The following is a 17,735-nucleotide window of genomic DNA, read 5'->3' as shown; positions in this document are numbered from 1 at the left end:
TGGCGGGGTTCGTCCTTCGGTTACCGCCGTCGGTCGACAGCAGGGGGAGGTGAACCGAAAGGACACCTGTGACTTTGCCGGACATCGTCTCCCGGGCACAGAACGACGGGCTTGCCTCCCTGAAACTGGCGGAACTCAAGCAGATCGCGACATCGCAGGGTCTGCGGGGGATCTCCGGAATGAGGAAGGGCGAGCTGGTCTCCGCCATCGCCAGCGCGGGGATCGGCACTGGCCGTCCCGCAGGGGCTCAGGCCTCGGCGCCTGCCGGAGCGGCGAAAGCCCCGGCGAAGGAATCTGCCTCTGCACGAGCGAAGGAGGAGACCGCCGGACCAGCTGGGCAGGACAGGAACGACAGGCAGGACAGGGCAGGTAGGAAAGAACAGCAGGCACCCCAGTCGACGGCGGACAACGTGGAGAACGTGAACAACGGAAAGAACGCTGACAGCTCTGAGAGCGCTGCCAACACCGGCAATGCGGAGGGGCGGGGCTCAGGGGAGCACGACAGCAACGACCGGAACGACCGGCCTGAACGCAACGACCGGAATGACCGGAATGACCGGGGCGAGCACGGCGACGAGGAGGGTGGCCGTCGGGGACGCAGGAACCGCAGGAACCGGCGGAACAGAGGTAAAGGGGATCAGGGGGGAAACCAGGAGAACCGGGAGAACCGGGGAAACCAGCAGAACGCCGACGACCGTGGTGGACGTAACCGCAACGACCGCGGAAACAGGAACAACCGGGGCGATCGCGGCGACCGGGGTGGCAACCAGGGCGGCCAGAACAACCAGAACCAGAACAACGGTGGCGGCAACAACGAGCCACCCACGCCGGTCGCCGGCATCCTGGACTTCGCTGACGCCAACACCGCGTTCATCCGCACCACCGGCTACCACGCCGGTTCCACCGACGTGTATGTGCCGATCCAGATGGTGCGTAAGTACGGGATGCGGCACGGTGACGCGGTCACCGGCACAATCCGGCCCGGCGCCAAGGCCCAGCAGGCCGGAGGCGGGGGGCGGGGACGCAACCGCCAGAAGTACACCCCGCTGCATGCCGTAGAGACCGTCAACGGGCTGGCTCCTGACCAGGCGGCGCAGCGACCGAAGTTCAACAACCTCACCCCGCTGTACCCGAACCAGCGGCTGCGGCTGGAAACTGAGCCGAAGGTTCTGACCACCCGCGTCATCGACCTGATCATGCCGATCGGTAAGGGACAGCGTGCGCTGATCGTGTCGCCGCCCAAGGCCGGTAAGACCACGATCCTCCAGGACATCGCCAACGCGATCACGGTCAACAACCCGGAGTGCTACCTCATGGTCGTCCTCGTCGACGAGCGTCCTGAGGAGGTCACGGACATGCAACGTTCCGTTCGTGGTGAGGTCATCGCCTCGACGTTCGACCGTCCCCCGAACGAGCACACCGCCGTGGCGGAACTCGCCATCGAACGTGCGAAGCGGCTGGTGGAACAGGGCAAGGACGTCGTCGTGCTCCTCGACTCGATCACGCGCCTGGGCCGTGCGTACAACAACTCCTCACCTGCATCCGGCCGTATCCTCTCCGGTGGTGTCGACTCGAACGCCCTGTACCCGCCGAAGCGTTTCCTGGGTGCGGCCCGCAACATCGAGGACGGTGGATCGCTGACGATTATCGCTACGGCGATGGTTGAGACCGGTTCGGCCGGCGACACCGTGATCTTCGAGGAGTTCAAGGGAACCGGCAACGCGGAACTGAAGCTGGACCGCAAGATCGCGGAGCGTCGCATGTTCCCCGCCGTCGATGTCAACCCGTCCGGAACACGCAAGGACGATCTCCTGCTGGGGCCCGACGAGGCCCGCCTGATGCACAAACTGCGTAGGATCCTCTCCGCGCTGGATCCTCAGGCCGCTATCGACCTGTTGCTCAAGCAGCTGCGGAAGTCCAAGACCAACCGCGACTTCATGCTGCAGATCGCCTCGTCGGCGCCGTTGGCAGGGGAGGACGACGATGAGTGAGTTGGCGGGATCGCCGTCGAAGGTCGACGACATCCTCTCTGAGTACCAGGGTCTTGAGATGCAGCTCGCTGACCCTGAACTGCACAATGACGCCGCGGCAGCGCGGCGCGTGGCCAAGCGGTTCAGCGAACTCCAGCCGGTCATCCAGACCTACAACAAGCTCGTCGAGACCCGCGACGACTACGAGGCGGCGAAGGAGATGGCGGACGAGGACGCTGACTTCGCCGACGAGGCCGACCGGCTTGCCGCGGAGCTGCCTGGACTCGAAGAGAAGCTCACCGACCTGCTCGCCCCCCGCGATCCCCACGACAGTGAAGACGTCGTCATGGAGATCAAGTCGGGCGCGGGCGGCGAAGAGGCCGCGCTGTTCGCCGGGGAACTCGCCCGGATGTACCAGCGGTACGGCGAACGGCACGGCTTCACCTTCGAGATCCTCGATGTCAACGAGACGGATCTGGGTGGCGTGAAGGACATGACGATGTCCGTGCGGGCGAAGCAGCCCGGGCGCGACGGTGCATGGAGCGTCTTCAAGTACGAGGGTGGTGTTCACCGAGTCCAGCGCATCCCGGTGACCGAGTCGCAGGGGAGGATCCAGACCTCTGCCGCCGGCGTTCTGGTGTACCCGGAGCCCGACGAGGTCGAAGACGTCGAGATCGACGACAAGGACATCCGGGTGGACGTCTACCGGTCGTCCGGCAAGGGTGGTCAGGGAGTGAACACCACCGATTCAGCGGTGCGTATCACCCACCTGCCGACAGGCATCGTGGTCACCTGTCAGAAAGAACGGTCCCAGATCCAGAACCGCGCGCGTGCCATGCAGGTGCTCGCCGCCCGTCTTCAGCAGATGAAGGAGGAGGAGGCGGACGCCGCAGCTGCGGAAGGACGCGCAGCCCAGATCCGCACGATGGACCGCTCTGAGCGCATCCGTACCTACAACTTCCCGGAGTCCCGGGTCTCGGACCACCGCATCGGCTACAAGGCGAACAACCTCGACGCTGTCCTGGACGGCGACCTCGACGCGCTCTTCGGTGCACTCAGTGAGGCGGAACGTCAGAGCAGGCTGGAAGCAGGGGAGTAGGTCCACGGTGGCACTCAGTGGCGCGAGCACTGTCTCGGCGGCGCTCAGGGAGGCTGTTCCGGCTCTTGCGCAGGCCGGAGTGGAGTCCGCGGCACATGATGCTCGTGTGCTCATGGCGGCGGCCCTGGGATGGGAGACCGGAACGTCGGTCTCCCCGCTGGACCTGGTCATGCGGGGAGGGGACACCGTGCCGGCCACGTTCACCGGGCTGTTGCAGCGACGGATCGCCAGGGAACCCCTGCAGTGGATCCTCGGACACGGATCAGTGATGGGTATCGACCTCGCAGTCGCTCCCGGGGTGTTCATCCCCCGTCCGGAAACCGATCTTCTCATCGACTGGGTGGCGACGGAGGCGGAGCGCCGTGTGTCGCGTCGGGAGCACGGACTGTTCTCCCGACTGCTGGAACCGACTCTGACCGTTGTCGACCTGTGCAGCGGACCTGGCACGATCGCGTTGGGGGTGGCCCATGAGTTGAGTCTCAGGGGGATCCCGGACACGGTCTCTGTGCGGATCGTCGGCCTCGAGGTCACCGACGAGGGAGTGCAACTGGCACGCAGGAACGCCGGGCACTGGGTCGAACAGGGACATGTCGACGCCCGGATAGAGGTGTCCTTCCACCGGGCCGATGTTTCATCGTCGGCGGATATTGTGGGGCTCGGGCTCGTCAACTCCGCCGATATCGTGGCCTCCAACCCTCCGTATGTGCCGGAAGGCACCGCCGTGTCGCCGGAGGTGGCCCGGGACCCCCACGACGCGGTGTTCTCTGGGGAGGACGGGCTGACTCTGATGCGTCCTCTGGCCGGGACCATCGAACTGGTTGCGGCTTCCAGCGCGGCAGTCGCCGTCGAGCACGACGATTCGACGGGGAAGGCTGTCCGGGAGCTTCTCGCCGGAGCCGGCATCTCGGACCTGGTACAGCACCGTGATCTCGTGGGACGGGACCGGTTCGTCAGCGGGCAGGTGCACCGCGATCCCGGACATCGCCCGGTACGGGGCTAGAGTGAACGGGTCAGAGTTAGTGGCACAACGAGATGAAGGGACGGACGGCGCAGACGATGGCACAGACCTACGACTGTTCTGACGACGAAGGCCGGGAAAGCGGCGTTGCGGCGGCGCTCAGCGCCGTGAAGGCGGGGAGGCTGATCGTCACCCCCACCGACACCGTCTACGGCATCGGCGCCGATGCGTTCGACAATGACGCCGTGGCAGCGCTGCTGCGTGCGAAACACCGTGGCCCCGATATGCCGGTGCCCGTGCTTATCGGCTCCTGGGACACGGTGGCCGGGCTGGTCCGTGACTACAGCGAGCCACTACGGCTGCTCACCGAGGCGTTCTGGCCCGGTGGACTGACCATCGTCACCCACCAGGCCCCCAGTCTCCCGTGGAATCTCGGGGACACGCGGGGGACCGTGGCGCTGCGCATGCCTCTGCATCCGTTGGCCATCGAACTCCTCCAGCAGACCGGGCCGATGGCGGTGTCCAGCGCCAATATCTCAGGTAGCCCGGCGGCACTCACAGCCGGGGCGGCACGTGAGCAGCTCGGTGACTCGGTCTCGGTCTACCTCGACGCCGGCGAAGCTTCCATCGGGACAGCGTCGACAATCGTCGACCTCTCCGGGCACCGGCCCCGAATCCTGCGCGACGGCGCCATCGGTGCCGACCGGGTCGGCGAGGTGCTCGGGATCTCGGCCGCCGCTCTCCTCGACGACGGCTCAGCACAGGGGCACTGAGGATGGACCTCTACGCGGCGTCCTGGTCCGGGGTGGGTGTGCCTTTCCGGGAACTGGCACTGATCCTCCTCGTCGGCCTGGTCACCACGTACCTGACCACCGGAATCATCCGGATGCTGATGCTCAGGTTCGGACGGTTGGCAGCACCGCGTTCACGGGACGTGCACACGGTGCCGACCCCCCGGCTCGGCGGGGTGGCGATGTTCACCGGTTTCGTCGTCGCCGTACTTGTCGCCAACCAGCTGCCGGCGCTGAACCGGGGCTTCCCGCCGGTGACCCCGGACATGGTCGCGGTCGTCGCCGCTGCGTTCGTCATCGTGATCGTCGGAGTGGTCGACGACCTCTTCGACATTTCGTGGGTGTTGAAGCTCGGCGGCCAGGTGGCGGGGTCGGTGGTCATGAGTCTGGCAGGGCTGTCGTGGTACCTGATCTACTCGCCGTTCGGAAGCGGCACCACGTTAATTCTCGACCAGGTCCAGTCAACGCTCTTGACCGCGCTCCTGACCGTCGCCATCATCAACGCGATGAACTTCGTGGACGGGCTTGACGGTCTGGCGGCCGGTCTCGGAGCGATCGCGGCGACAACGCTGTTGATCTACTCACTGACGATCCTGCACGACCAGGGCGGTACGGTGAGCGCCTACCCGCCCGCGATGATCTCAGCGGGTCTGCTGGGCGTGTGCCTGGGATTTCTGCCGCACAACTTCTCTCCCGCGCGGATCTTCATGGGGGATTCCGGGTCGATGCTGATCGGCCTGCTGCTTGCCGCGGCGAGCGTGTCGGCGTCCGGACGGATCAACATGGCGTTGTACGGCCCGGCCGACTTCCTGGCGTTGATGACTCCGGTGCTCGTCGTGATCGCCGCCCTGTTCATCCCCATGCTGGACCTCCTGATGGCTGTGGTGCGCAGGCTGAAGGCGGGGAAGAGCCCGTTCGCGCCCGACAAGCAGCACCTCCACCACCGTCTTCTCCGGCTCGGCCACTCGCAGAAGCAGGTCGTTCTGGTGTTGTACAGCTGGGTCGGCGTCGTGGCGTTGGGTGCTGTGGGGTCAACGGTGCTGCCGCTCCCGATCGCTGCGATCGTTTTCGGTCTCGCGATACTCCTGGCGACGGCGTTCACGGCCGTTCCTCTGTGGCGCGAGCGCGGCGAGCACCGGCATGCTGCGGCATCCGGGTAGGCCACTGGCGTGGGGGACGGCTAGGCTGTAGCGCGTGACTGAGCAGAACAGCGAGCAGACGAACAATCTCCCGGATATCAACGAGTCCGACGGGGACCTGGCGGACCACCGACGCCCGCTGCTGAACGCGGCCCGGTCGGGTGCCGTCGGTCTCCTGGTGATCACTGTGATCTCCCTGGCCTTGTGGGGGAACTTCCGTGGTCTCGAGGGGTTGTGGGGTGTCCTCATCGGGGCGGCCGTCGGTGGCGGATTCGTCCTGGCGACGGTGGCCGTAGTGCTGTTGACCTCGAACACCTCACCGCAGACCACGATGATCGTCACCCTGGGATCGTGGCTGATCAAGATCGTGGTCGTCCTCGGTATTCTCCTCGTACTCCGCGAGATGGACTTCTTCGACCATACGGCGATGGGCGTCACGGTTATCGCTGCGCTGGTCGTCGCACTTGGCGCGGAGACGATCGGTATCATCCGGACGAACGTCACCAACGTCTGACCTGAGGTGTGATCCGGGGGTGAACGCGTGCACCGGGGCGGGGAGTGCCGTCTGTTGTGGGGGAGCGGGGGGGAGTTGGTTCGCGCACCTGCGCGGACGGCTGGTATGCTCTCCTGCGGGTAATCAGGTAGGCGGTCCCGTGTAGACACGCGTGCCCGCGAGTAAGCCTGGTATATCACCCCCGGTACCGTGCGGATGTGCGACGGAGTCCACGGTTCCGGGAACTCCTGACATCCTCCATCGCACCGCCTGACCACAATCACGCGGCCCAAACCACGGGAGAGAACGCTGAGCGTTACAACCTTGGCCATGAAGGGCGAATTCCACGCGCCTTCTATGGAGCATGAATTCTTCCCGGGGGAAGTGGATCCCAGCCAGCTCTGGTTCAGTGATTTCGCGAACGGCATCTTTGCAGTAGACCGCCTGATGATCATCCGTCTTCTGATGATCGTCATCCTGGCGGCCTTTTTTCTGTATGCCTTCCGTAAGCCGAAGCTGATCCCGAGGGGTGCGCAGAACGTTGCAGAGTACGCGGTCGATTTCGTCCGTGTGCACATCGCCGAAGAGATCCTGGGGAAGAAGGAGGGCCGGCGGTTCCTGCCGATCATCGGCACCATCTTCTTCGTGGTCCTCATCGGTAACCTGCCTGCGATCATTCCGGCGTTGAACGTCTCCGCCAATGCGAGGGTCGGCATGCCGATCGTCCTGGCGGCGGTGGCCTACGTCGCCATGATCTACGCCGGTGCCAAGCGTTACGGCTTCGGCAAGTTCGTGAAGTCCTCCGTGGTCATCCCGAACCTGCCCCCGTTACTGCACGTGCTGGTCGTCCCGATCGAGTTCTTCTCCACCTTCGTCCTGCGGCCGGTCACCCTGACCATCCGTCTCATGGCGAATATGCTGGCCGGCCACATTGTTCTCGTGCTGCTGTTCGGCGCCACGAACTTCTTCTTCTGGCAGCTCAACGGCTGGACGCTGTTGGCCGGAGGAACACTCGTCGCCGCCATCGCCTTCACTCTGTTCGAGATGCTGATCATCTTCCTGCAGGCCTACATCTTCAGCCTGCTGACAGCGGTCTACATCGAGCAGTCACTGCACGCGGACGAGCACTGACCCCCGACATCCACACATAACATTCTCGCCCCGCCTACCGGAACCACGACAGTGGACTCGGGTGGGGCACCACGAAAGGGAACGGAATCCTAATGAACGACCTGCTGCTCCTCGCCCAGGACACCACCACCAAGTTCGAGGGTCTCGGCACCATCGGCTACGGCCTCGCTGCCATCGGCCCCGGCGTCGGTATCGGTATCCTGGTCGGTAAGACCGCAGAGGCGATGGCTCGCCAGCCCGAGATGGCCGGCCAGCTGCGTACCACGATGTTCCTGGGTATCGCCTTCACCGAGGCCCTCGCCCTCATCGGCCTGGTCGCCGGCTTCCTGTTCTAGTGTGCGGTGCTCCGCAGGGAGCACTGTGACAAGACCTTCACACTCAAGAGCGAAAGCTGGAGACTATGACGAACTACCTCATTCTGGCAGCCGAAGAGCTGCCGATGGAGGAGCAGATCAACCCCCTGCTCCCCAAGTCGTATGACATCGTCTGGTCCCTCGTCAGCTTCATCATCATCTTCGTGATCTTCTGGAAGTTCGTTCTTCCCAAGGTCAAGCAGGTCATGGCTGACCGCACCGACCAGATCGAGGGTGGCATCGCACGTGCCGAGCAGGCACAGGACGAGGCCAAGGCCGCGCTGGAGAAGTACAACGCGCAGTTGGCCGAGGCCCGCACCGAAGCTTCCCAGATTCGCGACGACGCCCGCTCACAGGGTCAGAAGATCATCGCTGACATGAAGACGCAGGCGACCGACGAGTCCAACCGCATCATCGAGTCCGGCAACAAGCAGCTGCTCGCACAGCGCGAAGCCGTCGTCTCCGATCTGCGTAAGGAGATGGGGGAGAACTCCATCAACCTCGCCGAGCGACTGCTGGGCGACCAGCTGTCGGACGACGTCAAGCGTTCCGGTACGATCGACTCCTTCCTCGCTGATCTCGACAGCGTCGGATCGGGGAAGTGAGGCCCGTGCACGCAGCGAGCAGAACAACCCTGGACCAGCTGACTGAGTCGCTGGACGGTGCACTGTCCGGTGCCACCGACACCGCCGCCGCCGGCGCAGCCACCGGTTCCGAGCTGTTCGAGGTCGCAGACCTCCTGGACAGCGACCGGTCCCTGCGCACGGCGTTGGTGGACCAGACTGTTCCGGCCGACCGTCGCGCCGCACTGGCCGACGGGCTGCTGGCGGACAAGGTCTCCGACACGACACGCGAGACTGTCTCGCAGGTCGTCAAGGGCACCTGGTCCAACACCCGGGACCTGCGCCACGGGCTGGTCGAGCTGGGCCGCCGTGCCCTGCTGCGTGCAGCCCATGAGCAGGGCCAGCGCGAGAAGGTCGCCACCGAACTCTTCGACGTTGCGCGTCTCCTCGAACGGGAGCCGGAACTGGAGATGCTGCTGGCGGACCGTCTTGCGTCCGGCGAGAAGCGTCGGGAACTGCTGGCGAAGGTCCTCTACGGACACGTCAGCGCCATCACCGAGGCCCTCGCGCTTCAGGTGGTCGGTCGTCCCGTCGCCCGTCCGGTCGAGGACCTTGACGCACTGTGCGATTTCGCAGCTGGCCTGGATGGACGCCGCGTTGCCCGCGTCCGTTCCGCCGCTGCGCTGTCGGAGGCACAGGAGCAGGCACTGGGCCAGAAGTTGGAGAAGATCTACGGTTCCGCGATGTCCGTCCATTCCGAGGTTGACACCAGCCTCCTCGGTGGAGCGGTCATCCGGGTCGGCTACGAAGTGATTGACGGCAGCACAGCTGGCAAGCTGGAGCGCATGCGTCGGGCACTGGCCTAGCCCCCGGATAGAACCTCGATCGACAAGATAATTCACGTAATGCTGGAAGACGATACCGAGAGCAGGAAGAACATGGCGGAGCTTACGATCTCCTCCGATGAGATCCGTAGCGCGATTGCGAACTACACCTCAAGCACTTCCGCGGAGGCCTCCCGTGAGGAGGTCGGCGTGGTTACGATGGCAGCGGACGGCATTGCCCAGGTTTCTGGCATGCCCTCCGTGATGACCAACGAACTGCTTGAGTTCCCCGGCGGCGTCATCGGAGTCGCACAGAACCTCGAGACCGATTCGATCGGCGTCGTGGTGCTGGGCAACTACGAGTCGCTGAAGGAAGGCGACGAAGTCAAGCGGACCGGCGATGTCCTGTCCGTCCCGGTCGGCGAGAACTTCCTCGGCCGGGTCATCAACCCCCTGGGTCAGCCCATCGACGGTCGCGGAGACATCGAGTCCACCGAGACCCGTGCACTGGAGCTGCAGGCACCGTCGGTGCTGCAGCGGCAGCCGGTGCACGAGCCGATGCAGACCGGCATCAAGGCCATCGATGCCATGACCCCGATCGGCCGCGGTCAGCGTCAGCTGATCATCGGCGACCGTAAGACGGGCAAGACCTCCGTCTGCATCGACACCATCCTGAACCAGCGTGAGAACTGGGAGTCCGGGGATCCGACGAAGCAGGTGCGTTGCATCTACGTCGCGATCGGCCAGAAGGGCTCGACCATCGCCTCGCTGCGTCAGACCCTGGAGGAGCAGGGCGCCCTGGACTACACGACCATCGTGGCAGCCCCGGCCTCCGACTCCGCCGGCTTCAAGTGGCTCGCACCGTTCGCCGGCGCGGCCCTGGGTCAGCAGTGGATGTACGAGGGCAAGCATGTCCTCATCATCTTCGATGACCTGACCAAGCAGGCTGAGGCCTACCGAGCCATCTCCCTGCTGCTGCGCCGCCCGCCGGGCCGCGAAGCATACCCGGGTGACGTCTTCTACCTCCACTCCCGTCTGCTGGAGCGTGCAGCGAAGCTGTCCGACGAGGAAGGCGCCGGTTCGATGACCGCTCTGCCGATTATCGAGACCAAGGCCAATGACGTCGGAGCGTTCATCCCCACCAACGTCATCTCTATCACCGACGGACAGGTCTTCCTGGAGTCCGACCTGTTCAACCAGGGCGTTCGTCCTGCCATCAACGTCGGTGTCTCCGTCTCACGTGTCGGTGGCGACGCCCAGACGAAGGGCATGAAGAAGGTCGCAGGTAACCTGCGACTGGACCTCGCCGCTTACCGCGACCTCGAGGCTTTCGCGGCCTTCGCGTCCGACCTGGACGAGTACTCCAAGGCTCAGCTGGAGCGTGGCGAGCGTCTCGTCGAGCTGTTGAAGCAGCGCGAGACCGAACCGCAGGCTGTCGAGGACCAGATGGTCTCCATCTTCCTCGCGGGCGAGGGCGAGTTCGACTCGGTTGCCGTCGAGGACGTCCGCCGCTTCGAGGCTGAGCTGTGGGAGTACCTGCACGCCAACAACGCGGGGGTCTACGAGCAGATCAACGGCGGCACCCCGCTGTCGGACGACTCGAAGAAGACCCTCGTGTCCGCCACCGACGAGTTCAAGCGCGGTTTCCAGTCCACCGACGGAACCCCGGTCATCAACGAGCCCGAGGCTCAGGCTCTGGCCGACGAAGATCTCGATCAGTCCCAGATCACCGTCTCCCGCAAGAAGTAGGCGCGGGTAACTAAGACGATGACTGCACAGACCGAGTACACAGAAGAAGGGAGGTAGCAGCGATGGCAACACTTCGCGAACTGAGGGGTCGGATCAAGTCCGTCAACTCGACGAAGAAGATCACGAAGGCCCAGGAGCTCATCGCGACCTCCAAGATCACCAAGGCGCAGGCTCGCGTGGACGCGTCCCAGCCGTACGCCGACGAGATCACTCGGGTCATTCAGCGTCTCGCATCGGCATCCTCACTGGATCATCCGATGCTGGACGTGGAAGCAGAAGCCAAGCGTGTGGCTATCCTCGTTATCACGAGTGACCGCGGCATGTGCGGTGGCTACAACCACAATGTGCTGAAGAAGACCGCCGAGCTGCGCAAGCGCCTCGAGGGAGAAGGCAAGGACGTCGTCCTCTATGTCGCCGGTTCCAAGGGTGTGACGTTCTACAGCTTCCGTGGTGACGACGTCGCCGGTTCTTGGACGGGTTTCTCCCAGGATCCCGTCTACTCCGCAACGCACGATCTTCGCCGCCACCTCATCGAGGGCTTCACGGCCGGCGATGACGGCACGGTGCAGTGGCGTGACGGCCTGAACACCCCGGAGGACACCGAGGTCGCGGGCTTCGGTGAACTGCACGTCGTCTACACGAAGTTCGAGTCGATGCTGACGCAGACGCCGCAGGCGATCCGCATGCTGCCGATTGCGACCCAGATGGACGACGAACCGCTCCACATCGGCGACGACATGCTGTCTGACGGCGACGATGCGGTGTCTGCCGAGGTCGACTTCGAGCCGGACCCGGATTCGCTCCTGAAGGCGCTGCTGCCGCAGTACGTTTCCCGGAGCATCTTCGCGCTGATGCTGGAAGCCGCCGCAAGTGAGTCCGCTGCTCGACGTACCGCAATGTCCGCTGCGACGGACAACGCCACCGCGCTGGTCAACGACCTTTCCCGTGTCGCCAACCAGCTGCGTCAGGCAAAGATCACCCAGGAAATCTCAGAGATCGTCGGTGGCGTGAACGCGCTCGCCGACAGCGGAGAAAGTGACTAACTATGACTACAGCTACTGAGGTGCAGCGCGACAGCGCCGCATCGACTGCTGCCGGTCGCGTGGTCCGAGTCATCGGACCGGTCGTCGACGTGGAGTTCCCGCGTGGCGCGCTGCCGGCACTGTACAACGCACTTGAGGTGGAGGTGACTCTGGAAGCGGTGGCCAAGACCATCGTCCTGGAGGTCGCCCAGCACCTCGGTGACAACATCGTCCGTGGTGTCTCCATGGCCCCGACCGACGGACTCGTCCGTGGGGCCGAGGTCACCGACACCGGTCGTCCGATCTCCGTCCCCGTCGGCGACGTCGTCAAGGGCCACGTGTTCAACGCCCTCGGTGACTGCCTCGACGAGCCGGGCCTCGGCCGCGACGGCGAGCAGTGGGGCATCCACCGTGAAGCCCCGAGCTTCGACCAGCTTGAAGGTCGTACCGAGCTCATGGAGACCGGCATCAAGGTCATCGACCTGCTGACCCCGTACGTCAAGGGCGGCAAGATCGGCCTGTTCGGTGGTGCCGGTGTGGGCAAGACCGTGCTCATCCAGGAGATGATCACCCGTATCGCCCGCGAGTTCTCCGGTACCTCCGTGTTCGCCGGTGTCGGCGAGCGTACCCGTGAGGGCACCGACCTCCGCCTCGAGATGGAGGAGATGGGCGTCCTCCAGGACACCGCCCTTGTCTTCGGTCAGATGGATGAGCCCCCGGGAGTCCGCATGCGCGTGGCGCTGTCCGGCCTGACCATGGCGGAGTACTTCCGCGATGTCCAGAACCAGGACGTGCTGCTGTTCATCGACAACATCTTCCGTTTCACCCAGGCCGGTTCCGAGGTTTCCACGCTGCTCGGGCGTATGCCCTCCGCGGTGGGTTACCAGCCGACCCTGGCAGACGAGATGGGTGTGCTCCAGGAGCGGATCACCTCGACCAAGGGCCGTTCGATCACGTCTCTGCAGGCCGTCTACGTGCCTGCCGACGACTACACCGACCCGGCCCCGGCGACGACTTTCGCCCACCTGGATGCGACGACCGAGCTCAACCGTGCCATCGCCTCGAAGGGTATCTACCCTGCGGTGGACCCGCTGACCTCGACCTCGCGCATCCTGGAGCCCGGCATCGTCGGTGACCGCCACTACGCTGTCGCACAGCGCGTGATCGGTATTCTGCAGAAGAACAAGGAGCTGCAGGACATCATCGCCATCCTGGGTATGGACGAGCTGTCCGAAGAGGACAAGATCACCGTCCAGCGCGCCCGCCGTATCGAGCGCTTCCTGGGCCAGAACTTCTTCGTGGCCCAGAAGTTCACCGATATCCCCGGTTCCTTCGTGCCTCTCGAGGACACGATCGATGCCTTCGAGCGCATCTGCGACGGCGAGTTCGACGCCTACCCGGAGCAGTGCTTCGACGGTCTGGGTGGACTCGACGACGTCGAGGCCGCCTACAAGAAGCTCACCGAGAAGTAAGGGGTCACGCACATGGCTGAGATTGCCGCTGAACTGGTGGCCGTGGAGCGGATGCTGTGGTCGGGTCAGGCCACGTCCGTCACCGCACAGACCACCGAGGGCGAGATCGGCGTGCTGCCCGGCCACGAGCCGCTGCTCGGCCAGCTGGTCGAGAACGGCGTCGTGGTCATCCGGACCACCGAGGGTGAGACTCTGGTTGCTGCGGTACAGGGCGGTTTCCTGTCCGTGTCGACGGAGAAGATCACCATCCTCGCCGACTCCGCACTGTGGGCCCACGAGGTCGACACCGCTGACGCCGAGGCGCGCGAGCGCGACGCCTCGACCGAAGAGGAGCGGGAGCTGGCGCAGTCCGAACTTCGCGCCGTGAAGCGTCTGCAGGAGAGCTGACAGCCGCTGCACCTGCCGCCGGGCCGGTCACCTCACCGAGGTGACCGGCCCGGCGTTCTTCATGGGTTGTGGTGGCGGTGGCGGGGACCCGTTCTCTTTTGGTACTGCCTCCGGGCAGCGGTAACATCGTCGGAAAGTTCGGAGGCGCAATTCCCCCGACGGACGACTACCGTCGGCGGATGACGACCGAGAAGGGGCGTACCTGGTGCTGTTGAACATTCTGATCACCGTCGTGGTGATCGTGCTCGTCTGCGGAGCACTCATCGCAGGCGCGCGATTTCTCACTCTCCGCAGCAGGGGAATCCCCGTGGTGGTCAGAAGCCTTCCGAATCCGGACGGCAGGCACTGGCGCCACGGGGTTCTTGTATACGGGAGCGGGATCGCCAGGGTGTACAAGCTCCGGTCGGTGCGCCCCGAGTCAGACCTGCAGCTGAGCCGTCACCACACGGAGATCACGGACCGGCGTCCCATCACCCGCAGGGAATCGGCGTTCCTCGAGGCGGATCTGCACGTGATGACCTTGCTTGACGGACAGAAGACCTGGGAGGTCGCCCTCGACGACGCGGGAGACACCGCCCTGGTCTCCTGGTTGGAGTCGGCGCCGTCGGAACGGATGGTTCGGTCGGACATGCGGATGGCACGGAAACGCGGGATCCGTTAGCCATTCCGGGCGGGCAGTAGGGGCGGGGTGCCGGCGTTGGGACCGGCGGTTGATGGGGTAGCCTGTTCTGCATGCGTTTGGTCATCTGCCGCTGTTCCGTCGATTACGAGGGACGCCTGGCGGCCCATCTCCCGGAGGCCGACCGTCTGATCATGGTCAAGGCAGACGGTTCGGTGAGCATCCACGCCGACGACCGGGCCTACAAGCCTCTCAACTGGATGACACCGCCCTGCGCACTGACCGTTGCGGAGTCAGACGACGTGCCCGCGGACATGGCGGAGCAGGGCGTCCAGTCTGTGTGGACGGTGGAGAATCCCAAGAAGGAGCGTCTCACCATCCGTCTCTGGAAGGTGTACTCCGACACGTCGCACGAGCTGGGGGAGGATCCGGGCCTGGTCAAGGACGGTGTCGAGTCCCACCTGCAGGAGCTGCTGGCAGAACAGATCGACATCCTGGGCGAGGGGTACACCCTGGTCCGTCGGGAATACCCCACCGCAATCGGCCCGATCGACATCCTGTCGCGCGACGCCGACGGAAAGACTGTCGCGGTCGAGATCAAACGCAGGGGTGGCATTGACGGGGTCGAGCAACTCTCCCGGTACGTCGACCTGTTGAACCGTGACGAGCTTCTGGCGCCGGTACAGGGCGTGTTTGCGGCACAGGAGATCAAGCCACAGGCGAAGACTCTCGCGGAGGACCGTGGCTTCCGGTGCGTGACCCTGGACTACCAGGCGATGCGTGGTGTGGAGTCCGACGAACTCCGCCTGTTCTGAGAGCGGTCACGGGGCGATGCCGAGGCGAAACAGGAGACAGGGGAGCCCGGAGCGCGGCATGCGCAGGGACGGGGCGTCGTATCTCGGGACACGACGTGAGGATGCGCCGTCCTGGGCCGGTGGCCCGTCCGGGTGGGCTGAGTCGTATCTGGTGCGGCGCATCGGGTCTCAGTCGGCGGTGAAGTACTACGTGTGCCCGGGCTGTAACCAGAACATCCCGCCTGGGCTCGCACACATCGTCGCCTGGCCTGATTCGCATCGTGGAGGTGACGACCGTCGGCACTGGCACACTGGGTGCTGGGAGCGGCGTCGGACCGGTCAGCGCTAAGATGGGGCGCCATGACGACACCGAATAACCCGGGACACCATCAGCAGGGCGGCCCTGCGGCACCTAACCGTTTCGCGGCAGGTGCCGTGGACCTCGGCGCCGTGAAGGAGGCGGCGGATCAGCGTCAGCGGGCGGCTGAGCGGTCCAGAGAAGAGGCCGAGAGCGGGGTACGCATCGCACGCAGTGCGATGATCACTCCGGATACCTTTGAACAGGACCTCGTTGTCCGCTCGACACAGGTGGCGGTGATTCTCCTCCTGGGAAGCCAGCGCGCGGAGGGATGCGCGGACATGGCCGCGGAGTTCACCCGTCTCGCCGAAGCCCAGGATTCCTCAGGTGAGCCGGTCCAGTGGGTCTTCCGCGAGGTCGACGTTGACTCGACCCCGGAGATCGCGCAGGCACTGCAGGTGCAGGCGGTGCCTACGGTGTTGGCGCTGGCCGGTGGCCGCCCGCTGACCAACTTCGAGGGGGTCCAGCCGCCGGAACAGATCGCCCAGTTCGTCGCCGCTGTGGTCCGCGCCGTCGACGGAAGGTTGCCGGGACTTCCTGAGCAGCCGGGTCCCGGAGAGGACGCGGACACCGCAGGTGCCGACGGCGGTACCGGAGCCGGGGACAATGGAGACCCCCGCTTCGACGAAGCCGCCTCACTGCTCGATGAGGAGGACTTCCCTGGGGCCACCGCCGTGTACGACCGGATTATCGCGGACAGCGCGGCAGAGCCGGAGACCGTTGCGGAGGCCCGGGCTGCGAGGGTGACCGCCGTTCTCCTGGAGCGCTCGGCATCCGGTGCCTCCGACGAGATCGACGACCTGTTGCTGGCTGGTGCTCGCGAGGAGGCGTTCGACACGCTCATCGAGCGCATCAGGACCAGCGAGGGGGAGGACCGTGACTCCGCGCGTTCGCGGCTCCTGGAGATCTTCTCCATGTACGACACCGCTGACCCGGAGGTCATCGCAGCCCGGACCCGGATGGCCTCTGCGTTGTTCTGAGCCACGGACTTGAGAATTCCGGGCGACGGGGACCCCTGATCTGCCACCCGTGGTGCGGATAGGGCACGATGGGAAGGGTGAATGACACCATCATCTCGACTCCCGCCACCGCCGATGCCCTGGACGAGGACCTTGTCCTGGACCTTCACGACGTCGCCATGGTCCGCAACGGACGCCATGTCCTTCACCCGGTGACCTGGCAGGTCGAGGTCGATGAACGGTGGATTCTCATCGGTCCCAACGGTGCCGGTAAGACCTCACTGCTGACGATCGCAGGAGCGCGTCAGTACCCCTCCTCCGGCACAGCACGGATCGTGGGGGAGACGCTGGGGAAGACCGATGTCCGGGAACTCCGGACCGCTGTGGGGATGTCCTCGGCCGCGGTCGCACATCAGGTCCCCGGGGACGAGAAAGTCATCGACCTCGTCATCTCTGCCGGTTACGACGTGATGGGGCGGTGGCGTGAGAAGTATGACCGGGGAGATGAACTCCGTGCCATGGAGATCCTCGAGCAGATGGGTGCGGTCCACCTCGGCGAGCAGAGGTGGGAGACCTTGAGTGAAGGTGAGCGTAAACGGGTGCTGATCGCCCGGGCGTTGATGACCGACCCTGAACTTCTGTTGCTCGATGAGCCGGGGGCCGGTCTCGATCTGGGGGGACGCGAGGATCTGGTCATGATGCTCGGCGAACTGGCGGCGGATCCGGACGCACCGGCGACCGTTATGGTCACCCACCACGTGGAGGAGATCCCCCCGGGATTCACCCACGGTATGATCCTCGACGAAGGGCGTGTGGTGGCCCAGGGCCTGCTTGAGGACGTGATGACCTCAGAGAACCTGACGCGAGCCTACCACCAGCCGATCTCGCTGACTGTCGACGACGGGCGGTATTTCGCCCGTCGGACGAGGAACGCCGGTAGCCACCGAGCACGGTAGCGCCCGTCATCGCCCTGCAACTGAGACGACGTGAGAAGGCTATGGTGGAGGACATGGTGGATGGCAGTGTGAACAGCAGAAACCGTGCAGACGACGAC

19 protein-coding genes are annotated in these 17,735 nt (G+C 65.0%); all 19 read left to right on the top strand.

The window, feature by feature from the left end:
- Nucleotides 1–68: 68 nt before the first annotated feature.
- Nucleotides 69–1,991, top strand: a complete 1,923-nt coding sequence (gene rho, locus BJF89_RS06195) for a transcription termination factor Rho (RefSeq protein ID WP_075813176.1) — start codon at nucleotides 69–71, stop codon at nucleotides 1,989–1,991.
- A 1-nt stretch (nucleotide 1,992) separates the two neighbouring features.
- Nucleotides 1,993–3,069, top strand: coding sequence for a peptide chain release factor 1 (gene prfA / locus BJF89_RS06190; protein ID WP_075813415.1), 1,077 nt, complete (start codon nucleotides 1,993–1,995; stop codon nucleotides 3,067–3,069).
- Nucleotides 3,070–3,076: 7 nt separating this feature from the next.
- Nucleotides 3,077–4,069, top strand: a complete 993-nt coding sequence (locus tag BJF89_RS06185) for a HemK/PrmC family methyltransferase (RefSeq protein ID WP_075813174.1) — start codon at nucleotides 3,077–3,079, stop codon at nucleotides 4,067–4,069.
- Nucleotides 4,070–4,125: 56 nt separating this feature from the next.
- Entirely contained in the window at nucleotides 4,126–4,800 is a 675-nt protein-coding gene (locus BJF89_RS06180) for an L-threonylcarbamoyladenylate synthase (protein WP_075813413.1), read from the top strand.
- Between the two features lie 2 nt (nucleotides 4,801–4,802).
- A complete protein-coding gene (locus BJF89_RS06175) occupies nucleotides 4,803–5,978 on the top strand; it encodes an MraY family glycosyltransferase (protein WP_075813172.1) in 1,176 nt (391 codons plus the stop codon).
- 34 nt (nucleotides 5,979–6,012) lie between these two features.
- The gene (locus BJF89_RS06170; RefSeq protein WP_186314542.1) at nucleotides 6,013–6,471 is read left to right on the top strand and encodes a hypothetical protein; all 459 of its coding nucleotides are present in this window, start codon (nucleotides 6,013–6,015) and stop codon (nucleotides 6,469–6,471) included.
- A 309-nt stretch (nucleotides 6,472–6,780) separates the two neighbouring features.
- Nucleotides 6,781–7,581 (top strand): F0F1 ATP synthase subunit A, encoded by an 801-nt coding sequence (gene atpB, locus BJF89_RS06165; RefSeq protein WP_075813170.1) that lies wholly within the window; start codon nucleotides 6,781–6,783, stop codon nucleotides 7,579–7,581.
- A 92-nt stretch (nucleotides 7,582–7,673) separates the two neighbouring features.
- Nucleotides 7,674–7,916: an ATP synthase F0 subunit C gene (locus BJF89_RS06160; protein WP_038547733.1), complete on the top strand. Its 243-nt coding sequence runs from the start codon at nucleotides 7,674–7,676 to the stop codon at nucleotides 7,914–7,916.
- Nucleotides 7,917–7,981: 65 nt separating this feature from the next.
- On the top strand, nucleotides 7,982–8,539 hold the full coding sequence (locus BJF89_RS06155; RefSeq protein ID WP_075813168.1) for a F0F1 ATP synthase subunit B: 558 nt from the start codon (nucleotides 7,982–7,984) through the stop codon (nucleotides 8,537–8,539).
- 5 nt (nucleotides 8,540–8,544) lie between these two features.
- A complete protein-coding gene (locus tag BJF89_RS06150; RefSeq protein WP_075813166.1) occupies nucleotides 8,545–9,363 on the top strand; it encodes a F0F1 ATP synthase subunit delta in 819 nt (272 codons plus the stop codon).
- A 72-nt stretch (nucleotides 9,364–9,435) separates the two neighbouring features.
- Nucleotides 9,436–11,070 carry a F0F1 ATP synthase subunit alpha gene (atpA, locus tag BJF89_RS06145; protein ID WP_075813408.1) on the top strand — a complete coding sequence of 545 codons (1,635 nt, stop codon included), beginning with the start codon at nucleotides 9,436–9,438 and terminating at the stop codon, nucleotides 11,068–11,070.
- A gap of 62 nt (nucleotides 11,071–11,132) precedes the next feature.
- On the top strand, nucleotides 11,133–12,113 hold the full coding sequence (locus BJF89_RS06140) for a F0F1 ATP synthase subunit gamma (RefSeq protein WP_075813164.1): 981 nt from the start codon (nucleotides 11,133–11,135) through the stop codon (nucleotides 12,111–12,113).
- 2 nt (nucleotides 12,114–12,115) lie between these two features.
- A complete protein-coding gene (atpD, locus tag BJF89_RS06135; protein ID WP_075813162.1) occupies nucleotides 12,116–13,564 on the top strand; it encodes a F0F1 ATP synthase subunit beta in 1,449 nt (482 codons plus the stop codon).
- Nucleotides 13,565–13,576: 12 nt separating this feature from the next.
- Complete coding sequence (locus BJF89_RS06130; RefSeq protein WP_075813160.1) at nucleotides 13,577–13,951, top strand: F0F1 ATP synthase subunit epsilon; 375 nt, start codon at nucleotides 13,577–13,579, stop codon at nucleotides 13,949–13,951.
- A gap of 205 nt (nucleotides 13,952–14,156) precedes the next feature.
- A complete protein-coding gene (locus tag BJF89_RS06125) occupies nucleotides 14,157–14,612 on the top strand; it encodes a DUF2550 domain-containing protein (RefSeq protein ID WP_255372505.1) in 456 nt (151 codons plus the stop codon).
- Between the two features lie 71 nt (nucleotides 14,613–14,683).
- The gene (nucS, locus tag BJF89_RS06120) at nucleotides 14,684–15,385 is read left to right on the top strand and encodes an endonuclease NucS (RefSeq protein ID WP_075813158.1); all 702 of its coding nucleotides are present in this window, start codon (nucleotides 14,684–14,686) and stop codon (nucleotides 15,383–15,385) included.
- Nucleotides 15,386–15,401: 16 nt separating this feature from the next.
- A complete protein-coding gene (locus tag BJF89_RS19370; protein WP_075813156.1) occupies nucleotides 15,402–15,713 on the top strand; it encodes a hypothetical protein in 312 nt (103 codons plus the stop codon).
- 11 nt (nucleotides 15,714–15,724) lie between these two features.
- Nucleotides 15,725–16,702: a tetratricopeptide repeat protein gene (locus BJF89_RS06110; protein WP_075813154.1), complete on the top strand. Its 978-nt coding sequence runs from the start codon at nucleotides 15,725–15,727 to the stop codon at nucleotides 16,700–16,702.
- 68 nt (nucleotides 16,703–16,770) lie between these two features.
- Complete coding sequence (locus tag BJF89_RS06105) at nucleotides 16,771–17,637, top strand: ABC transporter ATP-binding protein (RefSeq protein WP_075813152.1); 867 nt, start codon at nucleotides 16,771–16,773, stop codon at nucleotides 17,635–17,637.
- The last annotated feature ends 98 nt before the right edge of the window (nucleotides 17,638–17,735 follow it).

The sequence above is a fragment of the Corynebacterium sp. CNJ-954 genome (assembly GCF_001942345.1).
Taxonomy (GTDB): domain Bacteria; phylum Actinomycetota; class Actinomycetes; order Mycobacteriales; family Mycobacteriaceae; genus Corynebacterium.
This window is presented reverse-complemented; position numbering and strand designations above follow the sequence as displayed.